This window comes from Plantibacter sp. lyk4-40-MEA-4, from assembly GCF_030209415.1.
Lineage (GTDB): Bacteria > Actinomycetota > Actinomycetes > Actinomycetales > Microbacteriaceae > Plantibacter > Plantibacter flavus_A.
This window is the reverse complement of the sequence record NZ_JARVSA010000003.1, coordinates 485391-511962: the sequence shown is the minus strand read 5'-3', so window position 1 is coordinate 511962 and position 26572 is coordinate 485391. Positions and strand designations below refer to the sequence as shown.

The 26572-nt window shown below is 70.5% G+C and carries 16 protein-coding genes; 6 read left to right on the top strand and 10 right to left on the bottom strand.

What is annotated here, in order from left to right:
- Window positions 1-22: 22 nt before the first annotated feature.
- Genes QRN44_RS07655 through QRN44_RS07635 form a run of 5 tightly spaced genes read left to right on the top strand, consistent with a single transcriptional unit; the run spans window position 23 to window position 9118 of the window.
- Entirely contained in the window at window positions 23-4726 is a 4704-nt protein-coding gene (locus QRN44_RS07655) for a type I polyketide synthase (protein WP_285038749.1), read from the top strand.
- Window positions 4723-6879: an MMPL family transporter gene (locus tag QRN44_RS07650; protein ID WP_285038748.1), complete on the top strand. Its 2157-nt coding sequence runs from the start codon at window positions 4723-4725 to the stop codon at window positions 6877-6879. The genes QRN44_RS07655 and QRN44_RS07650 overlap by 4 nt, the downstream gene beginning before the upstream one ends.
- A complete protein-coding gene (locus QRN44_RS07645; RefSeq protein ID WP_285038747.1) occupies window positions 6880-7887 on the top strand; it encodes a nitroreductase family protein in 1008 nt (335 codons plus the stop codon).
- A complete protein-coding gene (locus QRN44_RS07640; RefSeq protein ID WP_285038746.1) occupies window positions 7880-8599 on the top strand; it encodes a 4'-phosphopantetheinyl transferase family protein in 720 nt (239 codons plus the stop codon). The genes QRN44_RS07645 and QRN44_RS07640 overlap by 8 nt, the downstream gene beginning before the upstream one ends.
- Window positions 8600-8617: 18 nt before the next feature.
- The gene (locus tag QRN44_RS07635) at window positions 8618-9118 is read left to right on the top strand and encodes a DUF2087 domain-containing protein (RefSeq protein WP_121293044.1); all 501 of its coding nucleotides are present in this window, start codon (window positions 8618-8620) and stop codon (window positions 9116-9118) included.
- A 214-nt stretch (window positions 9119-9332) separates the two neighbouring features.
- Here QRN44_RS07635 and QRN44_RS07630 read toward each other — a convergent pair whose 3' ends face one another.
- The 9 genes from QRN44_RS07630 to QRN44_RS07590 form a co-directional block, all read right to left on the bottom strand.
- Window positions 9333-10964 (bottom strand): beta-N-acetylhexosaminidase, encoded by a 1632-nt coding sequence (locus QRN44_RS07630; protein ID WP_285038745.1) that lies wholly within the window; start codon window positions 10962-10964, stop codon window positions 9333-9335.
- 115 nt (window positions 10965-11079) lie between these two features.
- Window positions 11080-11430, bottom strand: a complete 351-nt coding sequence (locus QRN44_RS07625; protein ID WP_071261463.1) for a hypothetical protein — start codon at window positions 11428-11430, stop codon at window positions 11080-11082.
- Between the two features lie 339 nt (window positions 11431-11769).
- A complete protein-coding gene (locus QRN44_RS07620; protein WP_285038744.1) occupies window positions 11770-13512 on the bottom strand; it encodes a DUF5605 domain-containing protein in 1743 nt (580 codons plus the stop codon).
- A gap of 89 nt (window positions 13513-13601) precedes the next feature.
- On the bottom strand, window positions 13602-16430 hold the full coding sequence (locus QRN44_RS07615) for a family 78 glycoside hydrolase catalytic domain (protein WP_285038743.1): 2829 nt from the start codon (window positions 16428-16430) through the stop codon (window positions 13602-13604).
- Window positions 16427-18904 (bottom strand): beta-glucosidase family protein, encoded by a 2478-nt coding sequence (locus QRN44_RS07610; protein ID WP_285038742.1) that lies wholly within the window; start codon window positions 18902-18904, stop codon window positions 16427-16429. Before QRN44_RS07610 ends, QRN44_RS07615 begins: the two co-directional genes overlap by 4 nt.
- 179 nt (window positions 18905-19083) lie before the next feature.
- Window positions 19084-19935, bottom strand: a complete 852-nt coding sequence (locus QRN44_RS07605; RefSeq protein ID WP_285038741.1) for an ATP-binding cassette domain-containing protein — start codon at window positions 19933-19935, stop codon at window positions 19084-19086.
- Entirely contained in the window at window positions 19932-21791 is a 1860-nt protein-coding gene (locus QRN44_RS07600; protein ID WP_121293057.1) for a dipeptide/oligopeptide/nickel ABC transporter permease/ATP-binding protein, read from the bottom strand. The genes QRN44_RS07605 and QRN44_RS07600 overlap by 4 nt, the downstream gene beginning before the upstream one ends.
- The gene (locus QRN44_RS07595) at window positions 21788-22729 is read right to left on the bottom strand and encodes an ABC transporter permease (RefSeq protein WP_064295411.1); all 942 of its coding nucleotides are present in this window, start codon (window positions 22727-22729) and stop codon (window positions 21788-21790) included. The genes QRN44_RS07600 and QRN44_RS07595 overlap by 4 nt, the downstream gene beginning before the upstream one ends.
- Window positions 22730-22936: 207 nt before the next feature.
- Window positions 22937-24457, bottom strand: a complete 1521-nt coding sequence (locus QRN44_RS07590) for an ABC transporter substrate-binding protein (RefSeq protein ID WP_071261458.1) — start codon at window positions 24455-24457, stop codon at window positions 22937-22939.
- Window positions 24458-24704: 247 nt separating this feature from the next.
- Between QRN44_RS07590 and QRN44_RS07585 the strand changes: the two genes are divergently transcribed.
- Complete coding sequence (locus QRN44_RS07585) at window positions 24705-25265, top strand: TetR/AcrR family transcriptional regulator (RefSeq protein ID WP_254628270.1); 561 nt, start codon at window positions 24705-24707, stop codon at window positions 25263-25265.
- A gap of 96 nt (window positions 25266-25361) precedes the next feature.
- Here QRN44_RS07585 and QRN44_RS07580 read toward each other — a convergent pair whose 3' ends face one another.
- A complete protein-coding gene (locus tag QRN44_RS07580) occupies window positions 25362-26492 on the bottom strand; it encodes a VanZ family protein (RefSeq protein WP_285038740.1) in 1131 nt (376 codons plus the stop codon).
- Between the last annotated feature and the right edge of the window lie 80 nt (window positions 26493-26572).

Genomic DNA, 26572 nt, shown 5'->3' with positions numbered 1-26572 from the left:
CACCCTCGGAGGTTCTCTCGTCGTGCCCGTTCGACCATTCGCCATCGTCGGCCTGTCCGCCCGCTTCGGTGGCGCGGCAGACGCCCACCAGTACTGGCACAACATCCTGGCGGCCCGACGCAGCGGCTCCGCCGTCCCCCGCTCGAGATGGGATCACGCCACCTTCTTCGCGCCGCACGACCCCAGAGCGGTGCATCACGCCTACTCCGACCAGGGTTCCTTCATCGACGACGTCGAGCAGTTCGCGGCGCGGCACTTCCGCATCCCGCCCAGCCGGGCGCACGCGATGGACCCGCAACATCGCCTGCTCCTCGAGGCTGCGCGAGCCGCCTGGATCGACGCCGGGTTCGAACGTCGTCGTGTCGACCGGTCGTCCGTCGGCGTGTTCGTCGGGATGGCCGCGAACGACTATCGAGAACTCACCTCCCTCCGCATCCGGGCGAAGCTCCTCGGCGACGACTCCATTCATCCCGAGCCCGCCGCAGCGGACCTCGGGGCGGCGCTGGCGGCGCGCGTCGCCGGCGTGCGTCCGTTCCACGCGTTCTCGATGCCCGGGTGCCTGCCGAACATGGGGCCGGCGCTGGTGAGCAGCACGCTCGACCTCGGCGGCCCGAGCTTCGCCGTCGACGCCGCGTGTTCCAGCAGCCTCGTCGCGCTGCACCAGGCGGTCGCCGCCATCCGATCCGGGCAGTGCTCGGCGGCGCTCGTCGGCGGCGTCAACCTGAGCCTCGTCCCGGATGCGATGGTCGCCTTCTCGCGGATCGGTGCACTGTCACGGAACGGGGTGTGCCGACCGTTCGACGGCGATGCCGACGGATTCCTCCTCGGCGAGGGCGTCGGCATGATCGTGGTCAAACCGCTCGAGGCCGCCATCGACGACCACGACGACGTCTATGCGGTCATCCGCGGCTCCGGGGTGTCCAACGACGGCCGCGCCGAAGGGCCGATGACGCCGACGACGGATGGACAGCTGGCGGCGCTCCGCCGGGCCTACGAGGACGCCGCGGCCGACCCCGCCGACCTGGGCGTCGTCGAGGCGCACGGCACGGCCACCCCGGTGGGCGACCGCACCGAGCTGGAATCGCTGGCGGCGCTGCGTCGTCTCGGGGCATCGCCGCACCGGACCGCCACGGTCACGGCTGTGAAGGCGCTCGTGGGGCACACGATGGCGGCGGCCGGGATCGCCGGCATCGTCAAAGCGGCACTCATGGCGAGGCATCGGGTCGTCCCCGGGCAGCCCCGCCTGCGTTCGGAGGCGCACACCGAGATCCTCCGAGAGGGCCGCCTGGTGCTCGCCTCCCGCACCATCGACCCGGGCGACGACGGTCTGGGCCTCATCGGCGTCAGCTCGTTCGGGTTCGGCGGCACCAACGCGCACGTGGTGCTCGAATCACCGCCGACGCGAGCGGGTCGAGTCCGTCGGCATGCCGTTGGGGGACCGGCCGACGAAACGCTCCCGCACCTCCTCGTGTTCTCGGCCGCCGACCTCACGCTGCTCGGCGAGCACCTTCGTGCGGTCCTCGCCGTCCTCGAGGCCGCCGACGCACCGTCCATCGCCGGCCTCGCACGGACCCTGAGCTCTCGGGCGCTCGCGAGCACCCGTCTGGCGATCGTGTGCCGCACCGCCGCCGAGCTGATCTCCGGGCTGTCGGCCGCCTTGGAGCAGCTCGCCCACGGAACCACCGGGGTGATCTCCGCGGACGTCTGCACCGGGGTCCGTGTCGACGAGGCCGCTCGGCGGATCGCCTTCGTCTTCCCCGGGCAGGGCAGTCAGACCCCGCGGATGCAGTCGGACCTCCTCGATCGATTCCCCGCCTTCCGTGCAGCTGCCGAGACCCTGAACGAGCAGGTGCTCGAGGAGACCGGGGTCGATGTGCTCGCGGCGCTCTCCGCGGCCGACGCCGACACCCCCTCCGGAATCGACCGTCTGACGTCCACCGAGGTCTGCCAACCCGCGCTCGCGGTGACGGCGCTCGCCACCGTGGCGCTGTTGCGCGAGATCGGCGTGGAGCCCGACCTCGTCCTCGGGCACAGCGTCGGTGAGCTGCCCGCCATGGCGACGGCGGGCGTGCTCGATGCGCCCGACGCCGTGCGGCTGGCCGCGGTCCGAGGACACCACATGCGGTCGGCTACGACGCGGCCCGGCGACGGCATGACGGCCCTCGGCTGCGACGCCGAGCAGGTCGCAGTCCTCCTCGGCGGCATCGACGACGCGTGGATCGCGGCCGCCAACGATCCCCGGCAGACGGTGGTGAGTGGAACCGGCGAGGCCCTGCGAGCCGTCGCGGAACGGTGCGTCGAGCACGGGGTGTCGACTCAACCCCTGCGCGTCGCCGCCGGCTTCCACTCGCCCCTGCTCGAGCCGATCCGGCCGGCCCTCGTGGCGGACCTGTCGCGGTTCCGACCTCGCGCGCCGCAGGTGCAGCTCGTGTCGACCGTGACGGGCCGCACGGTCGAGACGGGCGAGGAGCTGGGTCGTCAGCTCGAGGAGAACGTCTTCTCCACGGTGCGGTTCCGCGAGGCGATCGAGTCGGCGTCCGCATCCGACGTCGGCGTCTACGTCCAGATCGGTGGAGGTTTGGCACTGCTCGGGTCCATCCGACGCTCCCTGGGCGATGCGCCCGACGTGCACGTCATCCCGAGCAGCGCGTCGGCGCCGGACGACGCGTCGACCTTCCTCCGACTGCTCGGTCGGCTGACGGTGCTGGGTGCCGACCTCGACCTGGCATCGCTCGTCCCACCGGACACCGCGGGTGTGGCGCTGCCGATCGCTCCGCTGCCGACCGAGCCGTACTGGGTCGTCCGACCGGACGCCTCCGACCCGACGAGCACACCTCGAGAACCCTCATCCGAGCCGCACCGACCACCCTCCCCCGTCGAACAGGATCCCCACTCCATGCACCACAACCCTCACGACCTGCCGTCCTCACCCCTCGCCGGACGACCGTCGGCAGGACCGCCGATCCAGCCGCGAGCCGCCGACGCCCAGGCCGACCACCTGCCCGGACTGCTCGCCCTCATGAACCGTCAGCTGAGCCTCATCGAGGGTTCCGGGCAGGCCGGACATGCGCCCGCGTCGACGAATCCGTTCCGTTGGTCGACGGAACCCGGCTCGCCGCAGTCGGAGGTGGTCGCCCGGATGGGCCTCGCAGCCTCCCGGTCGCATCGTGCCGAATCCGACGCGGTCATCCTCGGCATGGTGTCGCGCATCAGCGGGTTCCCGCTGGACCTGATCCGGCCCGACATGCACCTCGTCGAACAGCTCGGATTCGATTCGCTGATGATGCGTGAACTGATCACCCAGCTGCACACGGAGTGGCCATCGTTGCCGACCCCGGCGCAGCTCGGCGAGCGCTTCGCCGGACGGCCCACCGTGGAGCAGCTGCTGGACGGCGTCGGCTCCCTGCTGCACCCGTTCGCCGAGGAGCCGCAGCACCGGCTCCCGCGGGTCGAGACGAACCCGGTGGCTGCCGCTTCCCCGGCGCCGGCCGACCGCCCGACCCGATGGACCGAGGCCGACGCCCGCATCGAGTGCTTCCCGGAGGCGGTCGCCATGCGGGAACGCCGGCAGCAGACGGACCGCAACCCCTACTTCCTGCTCCATGAGGGGATCATCGACGCGACGACGACGATCGGCGACGCCCAGCTCGTGAGCTTCTCGAGCTACAACTACCTCGGTGTCACCGGCCACCCCGTGGTCGCCGAGACGATCGCCGACGCCGTGGCCCGATACGGCAGCTCGGTGTCCGCCAGTCGGTTCCTGTCCGGTGAGCGCCCGATCCACGCCGAGCTCGAGCAGGAGCTCGCCGACCTCCTCCAGGTGGAGTCGGCGCTCACCCTGGTGAGCGGCCATGCGACGAACGTGAGCGTCATCGGGCACCTGGTGGGGCCGGGGGATCTCATCGTCCACGACAGCCTCGCGCACGACAGCATCATTCAGGGGGCGAAACTCTCCGGAGCCACCCGGCGGTCCTTCCCCCACAACGACCTGAGCGCGCTCGACGACCTCCTCGTCGCGATCCGCGACGGGTTCCGTCGAGTCCTCATCGTCGTGGAGGGCGTCTACAGCATGGACGGCGATCTCGTGCCGCTCCCGCAGCTCATCGAGCTGAAGCGGCGGCACGGCGCACTGGTGCTCGTCGATGAGGCGCACAGCATCGGAACGGTCGGCGCCAACGGCGGCGGGGTCGGCGAACACTTCGGTGTCGACCGCTCGGACATCGACCTCTGGTGCGGCACGATGTCGAAGTCGCTCGCCGGATGCGGCGGCTACGTCGGTGGCACCGCCGCCGCGATCGACTACCTCAAGTACTCCGTGCCCGGGTTCGTGTACAGCGTCGGCATCACCCCGGCGAACGCGGCCGCGTCACTCGCCGCCCTCCGGCTCATGCGCGACGAGCCCGAGCGCCTGAGCCGCCTGCGGCAGAACGCCGACCGCTTCCGCGAGACGGCTCGGGCCGCCGGCATCGACATCGGCGACAGCGCCGACTCGCCCGTCGTGCCGTGCATCGTCGGCAGCTCGGAACGGGCACTCGCCCTGGCGACGGCGCTCTTCGACCACGGCTTCAGCGTCAACCCGATCCTGTACCCGGCCGTGCCGGACGACCAGGCGCGGCTCCGCTTCTTCATCACCGCGGAGCACACCACCGAGCAGATCCAGCGGGTCGTGGACCTCACGGCATCCGAACTCGACCGCATCACCCACGACATGAAGGTATCCGCATGACGAACCACTCCAGAACGACACCCAGACGACGGGCGGTGATCACGCTCCTGATCGGCCTGGTGTTCGCGATCGTGGCGGGCATCGCGGGGGCCGACGTCCTCGACAACCTCAAGACGGGCGGGTTCGACGACCCGCAGTCCGACTCCGTGGCCGCAGCGGACGTGCTCGCCGACCGGTTCCCGGGCAGCGACCCGAAACTCCTCCTCGTCGTGGACGTCTCCGACGGACTCGACAGCGCCGCCGGCGGGGAGGCGCTCGACGACATCGTCGGTGCTGTGGACGACGTGGACGGCGCCAGCGTCACCGGCTCCTACGCCGACTCGGAGCAGCTGCGGAGCGGCACCGACCGCGGCGTCGTGCTCGTGGCGCTCGCCGGAGACGAGGACACCGTGCAACGCGCGACCACCGCGCTCCGCGGGACGATCACCGACGAGGTGACGTCGGCCACGGTCCGGTTCGGTGGCATCGCGGGTATCAACGACGACCTCAACGCGCAGGTCAAGACGGACATCATCGTCGCGGAGACGATCGCCATCCCGATCACCCTCGTGCTGCTGTTCTTCGCGTTCCGCGGAGTGGTGGCTGCTCTGCTGCCCGTCGGCGTCGCGGGCGTCACGATCCTCGGATCCCTCGGCCTGCTGAACGTGGTCGCACAGCTCACCTCGGTCTCCCTGTTCGCGGTCAACCTCGTCACCGCATTGGGCCTCGGTCTCGCCATCGACTACTGCCTGCTGTTCCTCACCCGCTATCGGGACGAACGCTCGGGTGGAGCCACCGACGAGGAGGCGTTGCGGATCGCTCGGCGGACGACCGGCCGGACCATCGTGTTCAGCGGCGTCGTCGTCGCCGCAGCGCTCGCCACGCTGATGCTGTTCGACCAGTACTTCCTGCGCTCGTTCGCCATCGCGGGACTCGTCATCGTTGCCTGCTCCGTGGTGGGCGCGGTCGTCCTGCTGCCCGCAGCCCTCACCCTCCTGGGTCGCCGGATCGACTGGGGCCGACTGCGCTCCCGCCGCCCGGCCGGGGCCGAGGGCCGGTTCTGGTACCGGGTGGGCGACCACGCGTATCGCCGTCCGTGGTCGGCGGTGCCCGTGATCGCGCTGCTCATCGCCATGGCCGCGCCGTTCGCGCACGCCGAGTTCGGGGTGCCCGACGAACGAGTACTCCCCGCCGGCGCCGAGAGTCGTGTCGTGGCGGACATCATGCGGTCCGATTTCGACATCGCCGAGGCGGACGCCGTCTCCGTCGTCACCGAGGACTGGGCGGGGACGGCCCGCGAGCTCGACGAGTACGCCGCCGAACTCTCCTCGATCACGGGCGTCGAGGCCGTCACGACGTCCCTCGGCAGCTTCGTCGACGGACGCCTCGTGGCCCCGGCCGCCGCGCGGACGGAGCAGCACTTCCGCGACGGTTCGGCGCTCTGGCTGCAGGTCGCGACCGACGTCGTCCCGTACTCGCCCAAGGGCTCGGAGCTCGTCCGCGACATCCGTGCGGTGGACCCTGGAGCCGCCTCGACCGTCCTGGTCGGTGGCCTGGCGGCGCAGATGATCGACATCGGTGACTCCATCTCGGCGCGTCTGCCGTTCGCCGCCACGGCCATCGCGCTCATGACGCTGATCATCCTCTTCCTGTTCACGGGGAGCGTGCTGCTCCCGATCAAGGCGCTGGTGCTGAACGTGGTCGGTCTGGTCGGCATCCTGGGCGTCATCGTGTTCCTCTTCCAGGACGGCAACTTGTCGGACGTGCTCGGCTTCACCCCGTCGCCCATCGCCATCTCGATCCCGATCCTGCTGTTCTGCATCGCCTTCGGGCTCTCGATGGACTACGAGGTGTTCCTCCTCGCTCGGATCCAGGAACGGTTCCGTGCCACGGGCGATCTCGCAGAGGCGGTGCGGAGCGGACTCGGCGCGAGCGGTCCGATCATCACGGCCGCAGCGGCGATCCTCGCGGTGTCGTTCTTCGCCATGGCGACCTCCGGAGTGTCGATCATCAAGATGCTCGGCATCGGAACCGGTATCGCGATCCTCATCGACGCCATCCTGATCCGCGGCGTGCTCGTCCCGGTCTTCATGCGCGTCGCCGGGCGATACAACTGGTGGGCGCCGCGGTGGCTCGCGGCGATCCATCGCCGCATCGGGATCACGGAGGACTGAATGGACACGCGGTTCAGCGGCCTGTCGGCCGATGACGACCTCTCGGCGCTCGTGTCCGAGGCGGCTCGCGCGGCGAACGCCCACAACACGCAGCCGTGGGTCGTGGACCCTCAGGGCGACGAACTCGTCCTCCGCCGGGATCGCACTCGCACCCTCGGCGCGAGCGATCCGCGAGGACGCGACACGATGTTGTCGTTCGGGGCGTTCGTCGAGTCACTCCTCATCTGTGCGGCCTCCGCCGGTGTCGGACTGCGCTTCGAGGCTGCAACCGGCGGTGACGCGGAGACCGATGAGGTCGGCCGGTTCTCGCGCCACCCGGAGGGCTACCAGACGAGGTTCTCCTCGGCGGACGTCCGTGGACGACGCGTCTGGCGAGGGCGATGGCGGGACGGCGCTCCCGGACCGGACCTCCTCCAGGAGGCCGCGGTGGAGGTGGAGCGCAGGGGTCTCCGGCTCGTCTCCATGCCGACCCGGGACGCGCGCCCGATCCTCGTGCGAGCCAACCGATGGTTCTTCGGCGAGCGGGCGATCGTCACCGAGCTCGATCAGTGGACCAGGCTCTCACCAAGACATCCGCGGTACGACGAGGACGGCCTCAACGACGCGATGCTCGTGCTGTCGAAGGTCGAACGAGCCGGCCTGCGGACGCTGATCAGCCCGCGGGTGTTCCGCGCGCTTCGCGGCGTCGGGCTGCCCGGGTTGTTGGCGAGGATGTCGGCCTCCGCGACCCAGGGCTCCGGCACCGTCCTCGGTGTCGTCGGACCCACCGGGGCCCGGCATGAACTGGCCGCGGGGCGACTGCTCACCCGGCTCTGGCTCGGCTTCCAGCGCCACGGCCTGTACGCGCACCCGCAGAGCGCGCCGCTCGATTGTCCGGAGACCCGGGCCATGCTCGACGAACGCTGGAACGTCGCCCGGGACGAGCAGCTCATCGCCTGGTTCCGGGTCGGCATCCCCGCCTCCGATCCCACGGCGCGCGCGGCGTCCCCGCGTCGCTCGGATGGCTGAATCCGCAGCCGCGGTGGTCGATGCGCTCCAAATGCAGGTGCCGACGGGCGTCGTCGTCTCGGCGTCCGTCGGCACCGCATCCGGGCCGTTCCGGGCCCGTCCGACCTCGGCTGGTCGTAGCGCCGAATCCGGCTCGGCGCGCGACTGCGCCAGGGCGGCACTCGCGATGCTCGGCCAGCGCTCCACGGACATCCCGACGGGGGAGGGCGGGCAACCGGTCTGGCCGGCCGGCTTCGTCGGGAGTCTCTCGCACTGCCCCGGTTTCACCATCGCAGCCGTCGGTCGCGTCGGCGTCGCGAGCGCCATCGGGATCGACGTCGAGGTGCACCGGCCCATCCGTCCCGCCGTCGCGGCGACGATCGTCTGCGGGAGTGAGGCGTCCATGCTCGCGCGACTCGCCTCGAGCCACCCGACCGTCGCGTGGAGCGCCGTGTTGTGGAGCGTCAAGGAGAGCGTCTTCAAGGCGTGGTACCCGCTCACCGGGCGATGGGTCGACTACACGGCATGTGAGGTCGTGATCCACCCGGATTGGGGCTCGTTCGATGCGCGGGTCGTCGCGCCGGCCGGCCCGACCACGCCGCGCACCTTCGCCGGCCGATGGTCGGTGGTGGGCACCCACCTCTGCAGCGTCGTCATCGTTCCGGTCTCGCGGCGACAGGACGGGGACCGGCTGATCCGGTCCACGCGGGTACCGTTGAGGACGATGTCGTAGACCGCAGGAGGAGGGGTCATGCCGGACGAGGAACGGACGAGGACCGACTGGCGCGCAGTGGCCGCCGCCCTCGCGAACGACGACACCCGGACGGTGTACGCACAACTCGCCCTCGGGCAGGAGCCCGATCTGGGCGCCACCCAGCGTGCTGTGCGACGGGCCGAGCAGAGCGTCCAGACGTTGTCTCGGGCGGGCCTGCTGGACGACGGCGGGCGCGTCTCGGGCGAGGTGTTCCGAGACCTTCTCGCAGCCGCCGCACCGCCGAAGCGCGAAGGAATCGACCGCTTCCTGGTCGACGGTCGGATCGTGCAGTACCCGTCGAATCCCGACGAGCGGCAGGCGCTGTTACAGCGGGTCGCGGCATCAGCGCTCCAGCCGGACGAGGTGGTCGACGAAGCTGAGATCAACGAGCGGTTGTCCGCGTTCCACGACGACGTCGCGGTACTTCGGCGGTACCTCGTGGACGCGCAGCTCGTCGAGCGCACGCGCTCGGGGACCGAGTACGCGCTCGTCACCTGAGGAGAACCCCCTTCGACAGGCTCAGGGACCGGCACGCGCGAGGTCGGACCTGTTCCGGTCACTGAGCTTGTCCAGGTGCCCACGGGGGTCCTGCGGGGCTGCCCTTCGACAGGCTCAGGGACCGGGAAGGGGGCTCAGGGACCGGGAAGGGGGCTCAGGGACCGGGGTGAGGCTCAGGGAGCGGGGTGAGGCTCAGTGCCCGGGACCGCCGGCGTCAGGCGCGGATGTCCTTGGTGAGTTCGGCGACGAGAGCGGCCCGCTGCTCGCGGGTGGACGGCCGACCTTCGGCGTCGGGACGCTCCTGCCACGGGAACGGTCCAGTGGCGCGGCGATACTCGACCCCGAGGGCGTCGAGGCGGGCGAGGTGCTGCTGCAGCCGTGCCTCGAAGCCCGCGAGGTCGCGATCGCGGCCGACCCAGGCGACCTCGGCGAGGGCGCACAGTCGCGGATACGCCTGGTAGTCGATGACGCGGGCGGAGTCCATGTGCTCCGTCCAGATGTTCGCCTGCACCCCGATGATGTGCTCGGCCTGCGCCTCCGTCAGCTCCGCCGGCACCGGCTCGAAGGTGTACACCTCCGAGACCGTCAGTGGCGGCCCGACCGGGATCGGCTCACCCGGCAGCTCCGACTCGCGGTAGTCGAGGTAGACGCGGTCGTCCGGGCAGGCGATGACGTCGTACCCCTGGCGTGCGGCGGCGACCGCACCGAACTCGCCGCGCCAGGAGGCGACGGTCGCGTCCTTCGGCAATCCGCCGCCCTCGAGGATCTCGTCCCAGCCGTACAGGCGCCGGCCCGCGGCTGACAGGTGCGCCTCGAGCTGGCGGATGAACCACGCCTGCAGCGCTTCGACGGTGTCCAGCCCACGCTCGGCCATGAGGGCCTGCGTTCGAGCGCTCGCCGCCCAGCGGGTCTTCTTCGCCTCGTCGCCACCGACGCCGATGAAGGTCGACGGGAACAGCTCCATGACCTCGTCGAACACGGTGCGGAAGAACGCGACCGTCTCCTCGCCCATGTCGAGGATCGCCTCGTTGATGCCCCACCGTGTCCACACCGACGGCTCGTCCGCGTCCTGCGGCACGTCCGGCACACCCAGCTCGGGGTAGGCGGCGATGATCGCTCGCGCATGGCCGGGCAGGTCGATCTCGGGGACGACCGTGATGGACCGCTCAGCGGCGTAGGCGACGATCTCGCGCAGGTCGTCCTTCGTGTAGAAGCCGCCGTGCGGGCGGCCGTCGCCGGGAGCGTGCCGCGCTGCACCGTGCTGGCTCTCGGTCCGCCACCCGCCGACCTCGGTCAGTTTCGGGAAGGCGTCGATCTGGATGCGCCAGCCTTGGTCGTCGGTGAGGTGGAAGTGGAGGACGTTGAGCTTGTGGCGTGCGGCGAGATCGATGAACCGCAGCACGTCGGACGTGGGGAGGAAGTGCCGTGCCACGTCGAGCATGACGCCGCGCCAGCCGAAGCGCGGGGCGTCGTCGATGGTCGTCGCCGGGACGGTCCAGTCGACGCCGGGGACGAGCGCACGGCGGTTGACCGCCGGTGGGAGGAGCTGGGTCAGGGTCACCGCAGCGGAGAACGCACCGGAGGCGTCGGCGGCGACGATGCGCACACCGTCCGCGTCGACCACGAGCCGGTAGCCGCCGGCCGCGACGGTGTCGTCGTGGATGAACGCGATGCTGTCGGTCCGCATGTCGATCCGTGCGTCGAGGTCGAACCCGGTCGACGTCTGCAGCACCCCGCGCAACCAGCGGGTCGCGGCCGTGAGGCGGCGGTCACCGCCGAGCCCGGTCGTCTCGCTCAGCGTGAAGGCGCCGTCGTGCTGCTGGATGGACACGGGCAGTGGAAGCATCGGTGGTTCTCTCCTCGAGTGCTGTTGGGCCGTTCTCAGGACATCCGCGGCGCGGCTCGCCGGGAACCCGGTGACACGCCGAAGGACTCCTGAGAACGGTTCCGGATGGTGGAGGTCAGGACGGACGGTCGACGAGGGTGGTGAGGCGGTCGGCGATCAGCGTATCCGAGACGACGGTGAGCGGCGACTGACCGGCCTCGGCGGCGAGCTCGGCGATGCTGCGGCCGACGAGCTCGCGGAGGTCGGGGTGCGACACCTGCGCGATGCGCACAGCGGACCAGTCGACGCGCTCGTCGAACGGCGGCTCGGCGAAGGCCCGTTCGAGTTCGTCGACGACGGCGTCGTCACGGAGGCGGTCGATGACGGCGTCGCCGCCACCGCCGGTCACCCAGGTGGGCAGCAGGGCGGTGAGAGCGGTGCCGCGGAGGACGCCGTCGAGCAGGATGGTGCCGGTGCCGTGATCCATGGGCCGCTCTCCAGTCGTCGCGCATGTTGCAACGGGGGTTGCGTCAATGCCCGACAACTGTAAAGGGTCCGAACAAACGTGTCAACGGTGTGGAGACGGTGTGGCGGGGCGGGTTGCTCGGCACTTCGACAGGCTCAGTGACCGGGGGAGGGCGGCTCAGTGACCGGGGAGTGTGGCTCAGTGACCGGGGGAGGGTGGCTCAGCACTTCGACAAGCTCAGTGACCGGGGGGAGTGTGGCTCGGCACTTCGACAGGCTCAGTGACCGGGGAGGGGGGCTCAGTGACCGGGGGAAGTAGCTTGGTGACCGGGGGAGGGCCTCGGCTCCGCGGTCGGGGCGCCTACTCCACGAGGCGGAGGCGGACCGCCATGAACTGGCGACCGGGCAGGTCGACCCGGACGGTACCGGTGTGGGTGCCGGGGAGGGTCTCGACCGTCATGTTCCAGGTGTCGAGCACGTCGACGTGGAACTCGCCCTCGGGGAGGAAGACGTTGCGGAACCGCGGCCGGTTGAAGCCGAAGTAGCCGATGACGTAGCGGCCGGCCACCCCGCCCCACGGCACGTCCCAGTCGCCGGGCAGCGGGTCGAGGACGCCCGTCGGGGACTCCGCCGAGATGCGCTCCAGGAACGCGACGCGGTCGGGACTCGAACCGATGAGCGGCCCGCCCTTCGACCAGAACAGCTCCTCCCGGTCGTTGAGGTAGGTCTCGCCGTGGCCGACGTAGCCGCCGCGGATCGCACCCTCCCAGAACCGTCGCACCATCTCCTCGCCGGTGATGTTGCCCCAGCCCTGGTCGATGTCGCCCTCGTAGGCGCACTCGTCGATGACGATCGGCTTGCCCCACTGCTCGCGCCAGGCGTCGGTGTTCTCCGCGGTCCGGTAGACGTCGACGCGCTGCACGCTGCAGTGCGTGATCCACGGCTTGGTGTAGTCGTAGAACCCCTGGCAGTTGTGGATGGAGTTGAGGTGGCCGTGAGGGTCCTCCGCGCCGACGACCGCCGCGAGCCGCTCCCAGTCGTCGTTCGTCTTCGCCCAGAGCAGGTCGTACTCGTTCGCCATGGACCACCACACGTTCGCGAACGCGGCGAGCCGGCGGACGGCGTAGCGGAGGTACCGTTCGTCGACGGCCGGACCGAGGTCCGCGAAGCCCCAGCGGTCGTAGGCGTGGAAGAGGATGAGGTCCGCTTCGATGCCGAGCGCGCCGAGCTGGGTGATGCGCCGCTCGAGGTTCGCCCAGTACGCCGGGTCGAACCGCTCGTGGTCGAACCCGTCGGCGAGCGAGCCGACGAAGGGGAACGTCTCCGGCTCGTTCGCGTTGTAGAGGTACGACTTCGGGAACACGCACATGCGGATCTTCGTGAACGGTGCGGCCTCCAGAGCGCGCAGCGTCTGCTCCTGCAGTTCCTCGGGCTGGTGCGTCCAGGCGTAGGCGGTCGTGCCGAGCGGGCGGTGGCGGGTGCCGTCCGCGTGGGCGAAGTGGTAGCCGTCGACGCGCACCGGTCCGTGGCTGTCCGTCGCCGCGGCCGACACGGTGAACATGCCGGCGACGCCGTCGAGCGAGCGGGCGGTCGAGCTCGTGGTGAACGACCACTCGCCCTGCTCCTCGGCGAGCAGCCGCACCAGGTACCGTCCGTCGCCGTCGTAGAACCCGCCGACGGTGAGCTCGCGTGCACCGTTCGTGAACGTCGCACCGAGTTCGACGTCGACGAACGGGTTGCCGTGCGACGGCCCGTCCAGCCGGATCTCCACGACGCCGTACTGCGGGACGTCGTCGGGGACCGTCAGGGTCGCCGAGCCGCGCGGGACGTCCTCGCCCTCGTAGTCGGGAGCGGGCTCGATCGCGGCGCCGTAGGGTGCGCGGGCCTCGGGACCGTCGTCGACCTGTGCGAGCGCCGCCCAGAGACGATCCTTCGCCGCGTCGTCCTGGAGCTCGGGCACGATCGCCGACAGCTGCCCGAGACGGATGCTGCGGAACTGTTTGGCCATCGGCGACGCGGCGATGCCGGGCAGGAACTGCTCGAGGACGGTGCGACCCGCCGGGCTCTCGATGACGTCTCCGAAGGCGGAACTGCGGTCGAACATGGATCTCCTGTGATCGGCCGAGCGGGTCGGCGGCGGGTGCTACTGGTGCAGGCGGTGCGAGTGTTGCACGTGGAACGGTCGAGTGGGGGTTATCGCGCAACTCCTGGTGCCGGAGTGGCTGCAGCCAGCGCCGCGTCCACCCCGTCGAGCATCGACGGCGGCGTGAACATGAGGAGTTGACGGACGGTCCGACCACGACTCCACTGGGTGCCGCGGCGGATGTCGTCGGCCTTGGCCTGATCGTGGGCACCCACCGAGTTGAGGAGGGCGTCGTACGCGGCCGGTCGGTCGATGATCTCGGAGAGCGGCGAGTCGAGGCCGAGCGTGATGTCGTCATCGGCACTCGAGCCGGCGTCCGTGACCTCGACCGTCCAGTCGTGACGACCGGACCCGACCGTCTCCTCCGGGGCACCCGGCAACGCGACCGTCGCCGTCGTGTTCGGCGGCACGACCGCCGACACCCGGAGGGACGACCCATCGCGTCGCCACGCCACCGACGCCTCGCCGTAGGGTGTGACATGTCGGGCCTCGGCGTGGTCGAGCCCGTCGATCGGCCGCGGTGCGATCCGGAGCTCGCGGTAGCCGGGAGCCGCGGGCGCGAGGCCGGCCACGGTGCGGTGCAGCCAGTCGGCGACGGCGCCGAGCGCGTAGTGGTTGAACGAGGTCATCTCGCCAGGGTTGACCGAGCCGTCCTCGAGCAGGCTGTCCCAGCGCTCCCAGATCGTGGTCGCGCCCTTGGTGACGGGCGAGAGCCAGGAGGGGTTCTCGGTCTGGAGCATGAGGCGGCCGGCCGCGCGGAGGTGTCCGCCTTCGGCGAGTGCGTCGGTGATGAGCGGCGTCCCCACGAAACCGGTGCCGATGCGGTAGCCGTCGGCGCGGACGAGGTCGGCCAGGCGGTCCGCGAGGCGTTGTCGGACGGTGGGATCGTCGACGAGGTCGAACCGCAGGGCGAGGGCGTACGCGGTCGGCGCGTCGGACATCATCCGGCCGCCGGGCGTCACGTACTCGGCGGCGAAGGCCGCCCGACTCCGCTCTGCCAGGTCGCCGTACCGCTCGGCGTCCGCCGTCTCCCCGAGGAGCCCGGCGGTGTCGGCGAGGATCCGGAGGGACCGTGCGTGATAGGCGCTCGCGACGATGTCCGAGTCGACCCTGGCCTTCGCCGGCTGGTCCGGCGGCGCGCTCGGGTCGAGCCAGTCGCCGAGCTGGAAGGTGTTCGACCAGAGACCGTCGGTGCTCACCCGGAGGACGGCCTCCACCCAGGAACGCATCGACGGGTACTGCTCGCGCAGGACACCGAGGTCGCCGTAGCGCTCGTGGAGCACCCACGGCACGACGGTCGCCGCGTCGCCCCAGGCCGCGGTCGGACCGCCACCGGCGAAGCCGGACAGCGCGGCCGGGACCACCATCGGGACGACACCGTCCTGGTGTCCCTGTTCGAGCGCGAGGTCGCGCAGCCAGGAGTCGAGGAAGGCGGAGCTGTCGTAGAGGAAGCTCGCGGTCGGGGCGAAGACCTGCAGGTCACCCGTCCAGCCGAGTCGTTCGTCGCGCTGCGGGCAGTCGGTCGGGATGCTCAGGAAATTGCCGCGCATGCCCCAGACGACGTTCTCGTGGAGGCGGTCGAGCAGCTCGTGCGAGGAGGAGAACCAACCCGTGCGCGTGAGGTCGCTGTGGAGGACGACGGCGGTGACCGACGCCGGGTCGAACGCGCCCGGCCAGCCGTCGATCTGCGCGTAGCGGAAGCCGTGGAAGGTGAAGCGCGGCTCGATCGTCTGCTCGCCGTCGCCCGAGAGCGTGACGTGGTCGGTGGCCGCGGCGTTGCGGAGGGGACGCAGGGCGAGTTCGCCCTCGTCGAGGACCTCCGCGTGCCGGAGCGTGAGCGTCGTGCCCCGCGGGCCGGCGACGGTGAGTCGGAGGCGGCCGACGAGGTTCTGGCCGAAGTCGAGGATGGTCGCGCCCGTCGGCGAGGTGAGCACCTCCGCCACCGCGCGCTCCTCGATGCGACGGACGGGCGCGGCGATGCGGGCCTCCGGCACCGGGTGCGCAGCGTCGTCGACGAGGGCCGGGGCCCAGGTGGACGCGTCGAACGCCGTCGTCGACCAGCCGGGTTCGGCCAGGGTGGTGTCGATCGCCTCGCCGGCGTAGATGCCGCTGTCGACGAGCTCGGCACCGTCGGCCGCCGACCAGCTCGCATCGGTGACGAGCGTCGCCGTCGTCCCGTCGAGGTAGTCGAGCTGCAGCTGGGCGGCGAAGCGTGGCTGGTCGCCGTAGATCCGCTCGGCGAACTGGAAGAACCCGTAGCGCTCGGTGTACCAGGCACCGGCGACGGTCGCGGCGAGGACGTTCTCGCCCGGCTCGACGAGCACGGTGACGTCGACGGTCTCGTGCACGAGGCGGTCGCCGTAGGCGGTCCAGCCGGGGGAGAGCACGTCCTCCGAGGCGGGAACCCCGTTGAGCTGTGGCTCGGCGGCACCGAGCGCGGTCCAGAACAGCCGGGCGCGACGGACGGGCCGGTCGACGGTGAACGCGCGGCGCACCCGGATCGGTTGCGCAGCACGCTCGGGCGCCGCGAGACCGATGAAGCTGGCGGTCCAGGCGCCGCCGGCGAGGAACGCGGCTTCGACGTCGATCGGCTCGCTCCAGGGTGTCTCCTCGCCCGCGGTCGACGCGGCACGGACCTCGACGGTGCGCACCTCGTCCGGGGCGAGCGGCGGGAACGGCCAGGAGACGAGGACGGAGTCGCGGCCCTCGACGCGCGCCGTGGCACCACTGCCGTCCCGGAGCTCGGCCCAGGCCTGCACCCAGTCGGCGCCCGATGTCTCGACGGTCCAGCTCAATCGAGGCGTCGGTGTCGCGACCGCGGGACTGTCGTCACGGGTCTCCGCACGCAGACGGCCGATCTGCGCGACGTGCGCGGTCATCGGGAGGTCCCTGCCGCAATGGTGACGACGTGCTCGTCCACGAGGTCGACGACGGACGATCCGATCCGGAGGGTGACGTCACCTGGCTCGACCTGCCAGCCGTCCGCCCAGTGGGCGAAGACCCGCGCAGGCAGGGCGACCTCCCAGGCGACCGATTCGCCGGCGCCCGCGCGGACGACGGCCGATCCGACGAGCCAGCGCACAGGGCGGTCGACCGAGGAGTCCGGTCGCTCCGCGAACACCTGCACGACGTGCTTGCCGGCGCGGTCACCGGTGTTCGTCGCGGTCCCGGAGACGCGGGCGTCACCGGAGACGACGTCACCCGCGACCTCGCCACCGTCGATGGACCAGCTCGTGTACCCGAGCCCGTGCCCGAACCAGTAGGCGGGCGTGGCACCCGAGCGGAGCCATGCGCGGTAGCCGATGTGGATGCCCTCCTCGTAGCGGAGCACGCCGTCCACCGGGGTGACGTCGAGCACCGGGACGTCGTCGAGCGCTGCAGCCCAGGTGGTGCTCAGGCGACCACCGGGTTCGGCGACGCCGAGGAGCACGTCGGCCAGGGCGTTGCCCATCTCCTGCCCGCCGAACCAGCCGAGGAGCACGGCGGCGACCTCGTCGCTCCAGGGGAGCAGGACCGGGGCGCCGGAGTTGACGATCACGACGGTGCGTGGGTTCACGGCGGCGACGGCCCGGACGAGCTCGTCCTGACGGCCGGGGAGTGTGAGGCCACTGCGGTCCCAACCCTCCGACTCGACCTTCGAGTTCGTGCCGACGACCACGACGGCGACATCGGCCTCGCGGGCCGCCTCGACCGCCTGGGCGATGAGGGCGTCGGGGTCGGAGTCGTCGGGAGCGCGACCGACGGTGACGCTGATCGCGCCGAGACCGTTCTCGCTCGGGGAGAGGTCGAACTCCGCGCGGAGCTGGACCGGGACGTCGGACTGGGCGGCGAACGCACCCGTCGCCGACGGCGGGGCGAGCAGCGCCGCGCCGAGGTCGTTCCCGACGACCACGGGCTGCTCGTCGACGAGGAGGACGCCGTCGACGAAGAGCCGGCCGTGGAGCCCCGTGGCGAAGCCGAGGCGCAGCTGCTCGGTGGCGTCGGGCGTGTACGTGGTGGTGAGCACGAGCTGCGACGCCGTGGTGACCGGGGCGTCGCCGCCGAACCAGACGAGTGCGGTGGACCGGCGGTCCTCGGTGAAGAGCTCTGCACCGTCGGCGTCGAGGAACGTGGCGACGAGACCGGGGTCACCTGTGCGCGGGTTGGTGAGGCGCTCGAGCGGGAGTTCTGCGACACCCTCCTGCACGATCGCGCCGACGGCGTAGTCGATCGTCGCCTCGGGGAGCGCGAGTCGCAGTCCCTCGAGTGGGCTGACGGTGTGTTCGGGGAGGACCGTCGCACTGCCACCGCCCTGGGTGCGGGAGTCGCGGGCATTGTGCCCGATGACGGCGACGCGGGTGAGCGTGGCCGCGTCGAGGGGCAGGGTGCCGTCGTTGTCGAGTAGCACGACGCCCTCGGTCTCGGCCTCGCGGGAGAAGGCGACCCCGTCGACCGGGGCCGGCGCCAGCGCCTCGTCACCGAGCGCGCCGACGCGGACCGCGAGGGCGAGGAGTCGGGCGACCTTGCGGTCGACGTCGGATTCGGCGACGCGGCCGTCGCGGACGGCCTCGACGAGTGCCGCGCTCCATGCGGGAGCGGGACCGGGCATGGCGAGGTCCTGCGACGCCGGCGCCGAGCCGAGGCTGCGGACGCCGGTCCAGTCGCTGACGACGACGCCGTCGAAGCCCCACTCCGAGTTGAGCGGCGTCTCCAGCAGGTCGTTCTCGCTCATCGTGACGCCGTCGACGGAGTTGTAGGCGCTCATGATCGCCCAGGTGCCGGCCTCGGTCACCGTGCGCTCGAACGGCGCGAGGTAGAGCTCGCGGAGGGCGCGCTCGCTCGCGTGCACGTCGACCGTGAAGCGGTCGGTCTCGGAGTCGTTGGCGACGTAGTGCTTCGGGGTCGCGGCGACGCCGTTGTCCTGCAGGCCGCTGACGTAGGCGGACGCGAGCGAGCCGGTCAGTTCCGGGTCCTCGCTGAACGCCTCGAAGTGCCGCCCGCCGAGCGGGGAACGGTGGAGGTTGATGGTCGGGCCGAGGACGACGTCGACGCCCTTGCGGCGGGCCTCGGCCGCAGCGACTGCGCCGTATCGGTAGGCGAGCGACGGGTCCCAGGAGGACGCCAGCGCGGTCGCCGACGGGAGGTTGATCGACGGCGAGCGCTCGTCCCACAGCGGACCGCGGACGCCGGCCGGGCCGTCGGACAGGACCATGGCGCGCAGGCCGATCTTCTCGAGCGGGACCGTGGTCCAGAAGTCGGCGCCGGAGACGAGTGCGACCTTCTCCTCGAGGTCGAGCCGGGCGACGAGGGCGTCGATCGCCGCGGTGTCGACGGGCTTCGTGACGGCGGCGTGCCGGGGAGTGGTGATGGTCATGCGGTGTGGGTCCGTTCTGGGGGTGGCCCTTCGACAAGCTCAGGGACCGGTTGTGGGGTCTCAGGGACCGGTTGTGGGTCTCGGGGACCGGATGGTTGTCCTTCGACAAGCTCAGGACCGATGGTGCGCCCGGCCGGCCAGGTTCCTGGCCCCGGCCGACCGGGCGGTCGAAGCGACGGTCAGGCGGCGAACTCCGCCGCACGCTGCTCGTCGATGAGGCGGCGGCGCTCCACCCGGCGGTCCTCCTGGCGGTCCGGGTCGGGGATCGGTGCCGCCATGAACAGGCGCTGCGTGTAGGGGTGGGCCGGGTGCGCCGTCACCTGGTCGCCGTCGCCGGACTCGACGATCTCCCCGTGGTACATGACCGCCACGCGGTGGCTGATGTGCCGGACGACCGCGAGGTCGTGCGAGATGAACAGGTAGGCGACGCCCGTCTGTTCCTGGATGTCGATGAAGAGGTCGAGGACCCGCGCCTGCGTCGACAGGTCGAGGGCCGACACGGGCTCGTCGCACACGATGAGCTTCGGATCGAGGGCGAGCGCCCGGGCGATCGCGATGCGCTGTCGCTGCCCGCCCGAGAACTCGCGGGGGAGCCGTGAGGCCGCGCCGGTCGGCAGCTGCACCTGGTCGAGCAGGGATCCGACGCGCTTGCGGGCGTCAGCACCGGAGACGCCGCGGACGGTGAGCGGCTCGGTGAGGATCTGCTCGATCGTGAGCGAGGGGTTGAGCGAGGAGTACGGGTCCTGGAACACGACCTGGATCTCCGAGCTCAGCGCCCGGCGCTCCTTGCGCTTCAGGTGCCCGATCTCCTGGTCGCGGTAGCGGATGCTGCCGCCGGTGACCGGGGCGAGGCCCAGCACGGCGCGACCGAGCGTGGTCTTGCCGGAGCCGGACTCGCCGACGAGGCCGACGGTCTCACCGGGCTTGATGTCGATCGACACGCCCTTGAGCGCCTTGAACGACTGGGCGCGGAACCCCTTGCCCGGGTACTCGACTTCGAGGTCCTTCACCTCGAGCAGTGACGACGTCATCGGGTCTCTCCTGTCAGGTTCGTCGCGAGTGCCGGTCGGGCGGGACCCTCGTCGAGGATCGCGCCGAGCAGCGACTGCGTGTACGGGTGCTGCGCGTGGTTGAAGATCGAGCGCACCGGCCCGGTCTCCACGATGAGGCCGTTCTGCATGACCGAGACGCGGTCGCAGAGGTCGGCGACCACACCGAAGTTGTGCGTCACGAGGAGCATCGCCATGTGGCGTTCCGCCTGGAGGTCGCGCAGCAGGTCCAGGACCTCGGCTTGCACGGTCACATCGAGCGCGGTGGTGGGCTCGTCGGCGATGATGATGTCCGGGTCCGTCGAGACGGCGCCGGCGATGAGCACACGCTGCGCCATACCGCCCGAGACCTCGTGCGGGAATGCGGCGAAGGTGCGCTTGGGGTTCGGGATGCCGACCCGCTCGAGCAGGGCGAGTGCCTTGTCCGTCGCCTCCTTCTTGCTGAGGCCGAGGGTGACGCGCAGGGGTTCGACGAGCTGGCTGCCGATCGTGAACGCCGGGTCGAGGTTCGACATCGGCTCCTGCGGGATGTAGCCGATGCGCTTGCCGCGGATGGCCGTGTACTCGCGCTCCCCGAGGGTGTCGAGCCGGGTGCCCTCGTATCGGATCGTCCCGTCGGTGACCCGGCCGCCGCGCGGCAGGAGCCCGAGGACACCCCACGCGGTCTGGGTCTTGCCCGAGCCGGATTCGCCGATGAGGCCGTGGACCTCGCCCTTGCGGATGTCGAGGTCGACGCCGTGGACGACCTCGGTGACTCGGCCGCCCTCCTGGTCGTAGCCGACGCGGAGGTCGCGGACGCTGAGGACGAGCTCCTCGGCACGGACGGCGGCGCGGGCGTCGTCGTCGTGGCGGATGGGCGGGACACCGACGATCTCGTCCTCGCTGATCCCGGAAGTGCTGATCGATTGGGTGACGATCGTGTTCGAGCCGGTCTTCGACGTCGTCACGATCTTGCGACGGCGCCGGCGGACGGACACGGTGCGCTCGAGCTCGTCACGCATCGCGTTGGCGAGCAGGGTGAGCGCGATGCAGGTGAGCGCGATCGCGAGCGACGGCCACACCATGAGGATCGGTGCCTTGTAGATGTTCGTGAAGCCGTCGTTGAGCATCGAGCCCCAGGTCGGCACCGACAGGTCGCCGAGACCGAGGAACTCGAGGCCGGACTGGATCGCGATGGCGATCCCCGCGATGATCGCCGACTGGATGATGATCGGAGCGCGGACGACGGAGAGGATGTGCCTGCCGATGATGCGCGGGTCGCTGAGTCCCGAGACCCGGGCGGCGTCGACGTAGAGCTCCGAGCGGACGGCCGTGACGGCCGCGTAGACGAGGCGGAAGTAGGAGGGCGAGAGCAGGATGCCGAAGATCGCCATCGAGATCCAGACCGACGGGCCGAGGACGGCGCGGGCGGCCAGCAGGACGACGATGCCGGGCAGCGCCATGATGAGGCCCGTGAACCACGAGGACACGGAGTCGAACCACCCCTGGTAGTACCCGGCGATCAGCCCGGCGACGACCCCGATGACGATCGCGACGACGAGGGCGAGGAGTGCTGCGGCGACGCTGATCTGGGTGGCGGCGAGCAGGCGGGAGAACACGTCGCGCCCGGCACTGTCCGCTCCGAGGAGGTGGTCGGAACTCGGTGGCGCAAGGACCTGCTGCAGGGACGCGAGGTTCGGGTCCTGCGGGGCGATGAGCGGTCCGAAGATCGCGACGACCCCGATGAGCACGAGGAACACGAGGGACGCGGCGCCGATCGGGCGCTTGAGGAGCCGACGTAGGAGGTTGACGCGGACCTGCGGGGTCGGGACGGTGAGCGGGGTTTCGATGGCGGTCATGACAGTCGCACCTTCGGGTTGAGCGCAGCCTGCGCGAGGTCGATGAGCAGGTTGACGACGACGACGATGATGGCCGTCGCGATGACGACCCCCATGACGATGGGGATGTCGCCCTGGGTCGTGGCCTGCACGGCGAGTTGACCGATGCCCGGGAGGGCGAAGATCTGCTCGATGATGACGGCGCCGCCGAGGAGGCCGATGAACTGTACGGCGAGGACGGCGAGGGCGGGGCCGCCGGCGTTCCGCAGCACGTGCTTGTAGATGACGCGGCCCGTACCGAGCCCGCGGCTGCGGAGCGTCCGGACGTAGTCCTTCGACATCGCGTCGACGACGGAGCCGCGCACCTGCTGCGAGACCGTCGCGATGGCGCCGATCGCGAGGGCGATGATCGGCAATGTCACCGAGGCGACCCAGCCGGAGAAGGACGTGGTGATCGGGATGTACCCGGTGGCTTTGAACAGGCGGAGGTTGATCGCGAAGGTGATGACGAGCACGAGCGCGATGAGGAAGCTGGGGATCGCGAAGCCGATGACGGAGATGAACTGGACGACGTTGTCGATCCATCCACCGCGACGGGCGGCGAGGACACCGAGGATGACGGACACGATCGCGGCGATGATGGTCGCGCCGAGCACGATCGAGAGGGTGACGGCGAGGCGGCCGGTGACGCCCGAGGACACCAGCTGGCCGGTGAACCACGAGCGGCCGAGGTCGCCCTGGAAGGCGGAGGCGATCCAGTCGAGGTACTGCACCGGCAACGGGCGGTCGAGGCCGAGTTCGGCGGCCTTCTTCGCGACGGTCTCGGTAGTGGCGCTCTGGCCGAGGATCCGGCGGGCGATGTCGCCGCCGCCGAGGTAGAGGAGGGAGTACGCGATCACGGAGATCACGAAGATGAGGACGACGCCGGACACCAGGCGTCTGAGGATGAATCCGAGCATGGGTCACTCCAGGAAGTGGGTGAGTGAGGGGTGTTGGGGCCGGCCCGCCCGAGCGCTGGACACTCTGGCGGGCCGGGGTCGATACGACACGTGCGACCGGTCGGTCCCGGTCCCGGAGCCTGTCGACGGGCGGGCCTGCGACGGGTTCCGGTTCCGGTCCCTGAGCCTGTCGAAGGGCGGACCCGCGACAGGCTCAGGACCAGCGGACTACTTCGGCTGGATGTCGTAGATGGACGGGTACGCGTTCGTCGGGATCATCTTGACGGTCGTGTTGGCGTCCGTCGCGAAGCTGCCCTGCACCCGGTAGAACGGGGCGAACCACGCCTGCTCGACGATGTACTGGTTCAGTTCCTTCGCGACCTTGCCCTGCGTCGCCTCATCGCCGTACTGGATCTGCTTGATGTACTCGTCGACCTTCGGGTCGTCGTACTTGAAGGGGTTGAAGACGGCGTTCGGGGCGATCATGAACTGGATGAGCTGCCAGTCCGGGTTCTGCTCCAGCGCCATGAAGGAGACCGGGAACTTCGGGGCCAGGAGGTCGGCGATGAAGTTGTTGCCCGGGTCCGTGTACTCGGCGGTGATCCCGACGTCGGCCAGCTGCTGCGAGATCAGCGTGTAGGTGGTGGCGCCGAGCACCGTGGAGGACGGCATCGAGAGCGTCAGACCGTCGGCGTAACCCGCCTCGGCGAGCAGCTCCTTGGCCTTCTCGGGGTCGTAGCCGTAGCGGTCGTCGAGCGACTTGTCGAAGGCGGGGGAGTTCTCCGGGAAGACCTGACCCGTGACCGTGCCGTTGTCGTTCTGCAGCGCCTTGAGCAGAGCCGGGCGGTCGAACGCGTAGTTGATGGCCTGGCGGACGCGGACGTCGGCGATCGCCGGGTTCATCGTGCCGGCGCGGTCGAGGAGCAGCATGCCCTGGAAGTCGAGCTCGTTGGCGTTGACGGTCCAGCCGGCGCCCTCGACCTCGGCGAGGTTGTCGTTGTTCGCGAGCTTGATGCCGTTGACCTCGCCCGACTTGACGGCGTTCAGGCCGGCGGTCGCGTCCTGGAGGACGTTGATGGTCAGCTTGTCGTAGTGCTGCCAGTCCTTGTTCCAGTAGTCGGGGTTCGCGGTGTAGCTGTAGCTCGTGCCGGTGACGGTCGCGGCCGTGTCGAGCACGTACGGGCCGGAGCCGACCGGGTTGGTGGCGAGGTCGGGGCTGTCGAACGACTCCGCACTGGCGATCAGGCCGGGGTCGCGGGTGAGGTAGTTGAGCATGGCCGGGTCCGGCGCACTCAGGGTGATGACCACGGTGGTGTCGTCGGGCGCCTCGACGGAGGCGACACCCGCGAAGTAGCCGGCGTCGGGGGAGGTGCCGGTCTTGAAGCGCTCGAGGTTCTGCTTGACGACGTCGGCGGTGAGCTTCGACTTGTCGGTGAAGGTGACGTCGTCGCGGATCTTGAGCGTCAGGACGGTGTTGTCGTCGTTGTACTCGTAGGAGGTCGCGAGCGACGGCACGATCTCGCCGTCGGCTGTGGCGACGAGCAGGGTGTCGAAGACGGCCTGGTAGAAGGGCGAGCGGTTGCCCCATTCGGAGCCGGCCGGGTCGAACGTGGTGGGGGGAGTGATCGCACCCAGGATCAGGGTGCCACCGGAGCCGCTGTCAGAGCCGGAGGTGCTACCGGAGCATCCGGTGAGCACGAGTGCAGCAGCGGTGACCGCGACGGCTGCGGTCGTCTTCCATCGGAACATCTTTGTCCATTCGCTGTGAGCAATCCCTCATCGGATCGCTGGTGATTGAGGACGCTAGCACGAAAGCCGAGTGGTCACTAGCTTTTTGTTTTCGACCATGTCACAGTTGGATCACGACCAGGCCGCGGCGTTCGACGGGGAACGCGCTATCGTGAAGCCGTCCGAAGGGGGAGGTCGTCCGATGACATCGGTCAAGACCGGGAACAAGCCGCAGGGGAAGCCCCGCGGTGCATATGCGAAAACCGGTATGAAGCGCGTCGCGATCCTCGACGCCGCGCTCGCCGTCTTCGCCAACGGGGGATATCGCGCGGGTTCGCTCCGGGAGGTGGCCACGCAGGTGGGGATGAGCGAGGCCGGACTGCTGCATCACTTCCCGAACAAGAGCGCGCTGCTCGCCGCGGTGCTCTCCCACCGCGACGACCTCTCGGCGACGCTCGTGCCGATGGATGGCGACGACCCGATCGAGACGCTCCGGGGCTTGGTCGCACTCGCCCGCTACAACGCTTCCGTGCCCGGCGTGGTCGCGCTCTACTGCACGCTCTCGGCGGAAGCGACGTCGCCCGATCACCCGGCGCACGACTACTTCGTCGAGCGCTACGAGGGCACCCGCACGCGGCTCGAGCGCACCTTCGGGCTGCTCGTCTCCACAGGACGCGTGCGGGCCGGCTTCTCCACCACCAGCGCGGCCTTCATGACCCTCGCGCTCATGGACGGGCTGCAGGTGCAGTGGCTGCTCGCGCCGGAGTCGGTCGACATGGCGGACGAGCTCCACGCCTTCCTGTCGGGGCTCCTCGGCACCGAGCTCTAGGCGCCGAGCGGCCGGCGCGGCACCAGGAGGTCCGCCCCTGAGCAGGAGCCTCCGAGCGAGTGCGTCCTGCTGCGGCGCCGATCTCCTGCTGTCGCGCTACGGCGTGGTCGTGCGTGCGTCACGCAGGTCCGCGCCGACGGAGACGTAGGAGACGCCGCGGCGGTGCCGGGTGAACGGTACGGAGACGACGGCCGTGGCGACGATGATGAAGCTGAGGATCCCGACGATGCCGACGATCGTCTGCGTGAGGCCGCTCGTGGCATCGGGTATCTGCGCGGCGGTCGTCGTGGCGATGTACGGCAGGGCCACGACGGACCCGCGGTAGAGGCGCCGCGCCGCCGATCCGCGTCCGTCCGGCCACTGCGGAGCGAGCCAGACGAGGCGCTGCCCGAGCGACGCACCGCTCCCGATGAGCGCCGGCAGCACGATCACGAGGACGACCGTGCCCGCACCGATGCTGAGCACCTCGGGCAGCGTCGGGTCGTTGGCGGTCCCGGTCGCACCCGTGAGCAGGACGCGCGGGACGACGAACACGAGCGACAGCACCGTGATCGAGAGGTTCACGGCGAACGCGTCGAGGACCATGCCGAACCAGCGTCGCCAGACGGTGATGGGTCGCGCCCGGTCGCGGGTGGCGCGAAGGGCTCGCGCGCTCGGCATCCACCCGAGGACGATCGGGGCGATGAGTGCTCCGATCGCGGCCCCGGCCGTGTTCGTGATCACGTCGTCGACGTCCGCCACCCGGTAGGCGCATTCGTACAAGCCCCAGATGCCCGTGTACTGCGTCGACTCGATCAGCAGGGAGACGAGCGCCCCGAGCAGGATGGAGACACCGAGCCCACGGTTCCAGTACCGCCGCGCGATGGCGCCGAACGGGACGAACAGGATCACGTTCAGGACGACCTGGAGGAACGCGTGGCTCGTCAGGGTGCTCAGGACCGAGAGCCCGGCGGTCTCCCGTGCGATGTCACCGATCGAGTGCCCGGGGATCAGCTCGAGCGCCCCGTGGGCCGTGCCGCAGTTCGCGCGCTCATCGGGCAGCGGCAGCAGCGTGTAGGCGACGAGGGCGACCGCGTAGACACTGACCGCCGCAGCACCGGTCACCCGAGGGAGCGACATCTGGCCGTAGCGACGGAGCTGCACGAGCAGGATCGGACCGAGGACGGCGAAGAAGATCACCGTGCCGCCGACGAGTCCGACCCACGCCTGCCATGTCCACCCGCTCATTCCGACAACTGTAGGGCGCTCGCCACGCCGTCGGCATCAGTCGCCGGACGGACCCCGGTCATCCTGCAGAGGGTGCCGAA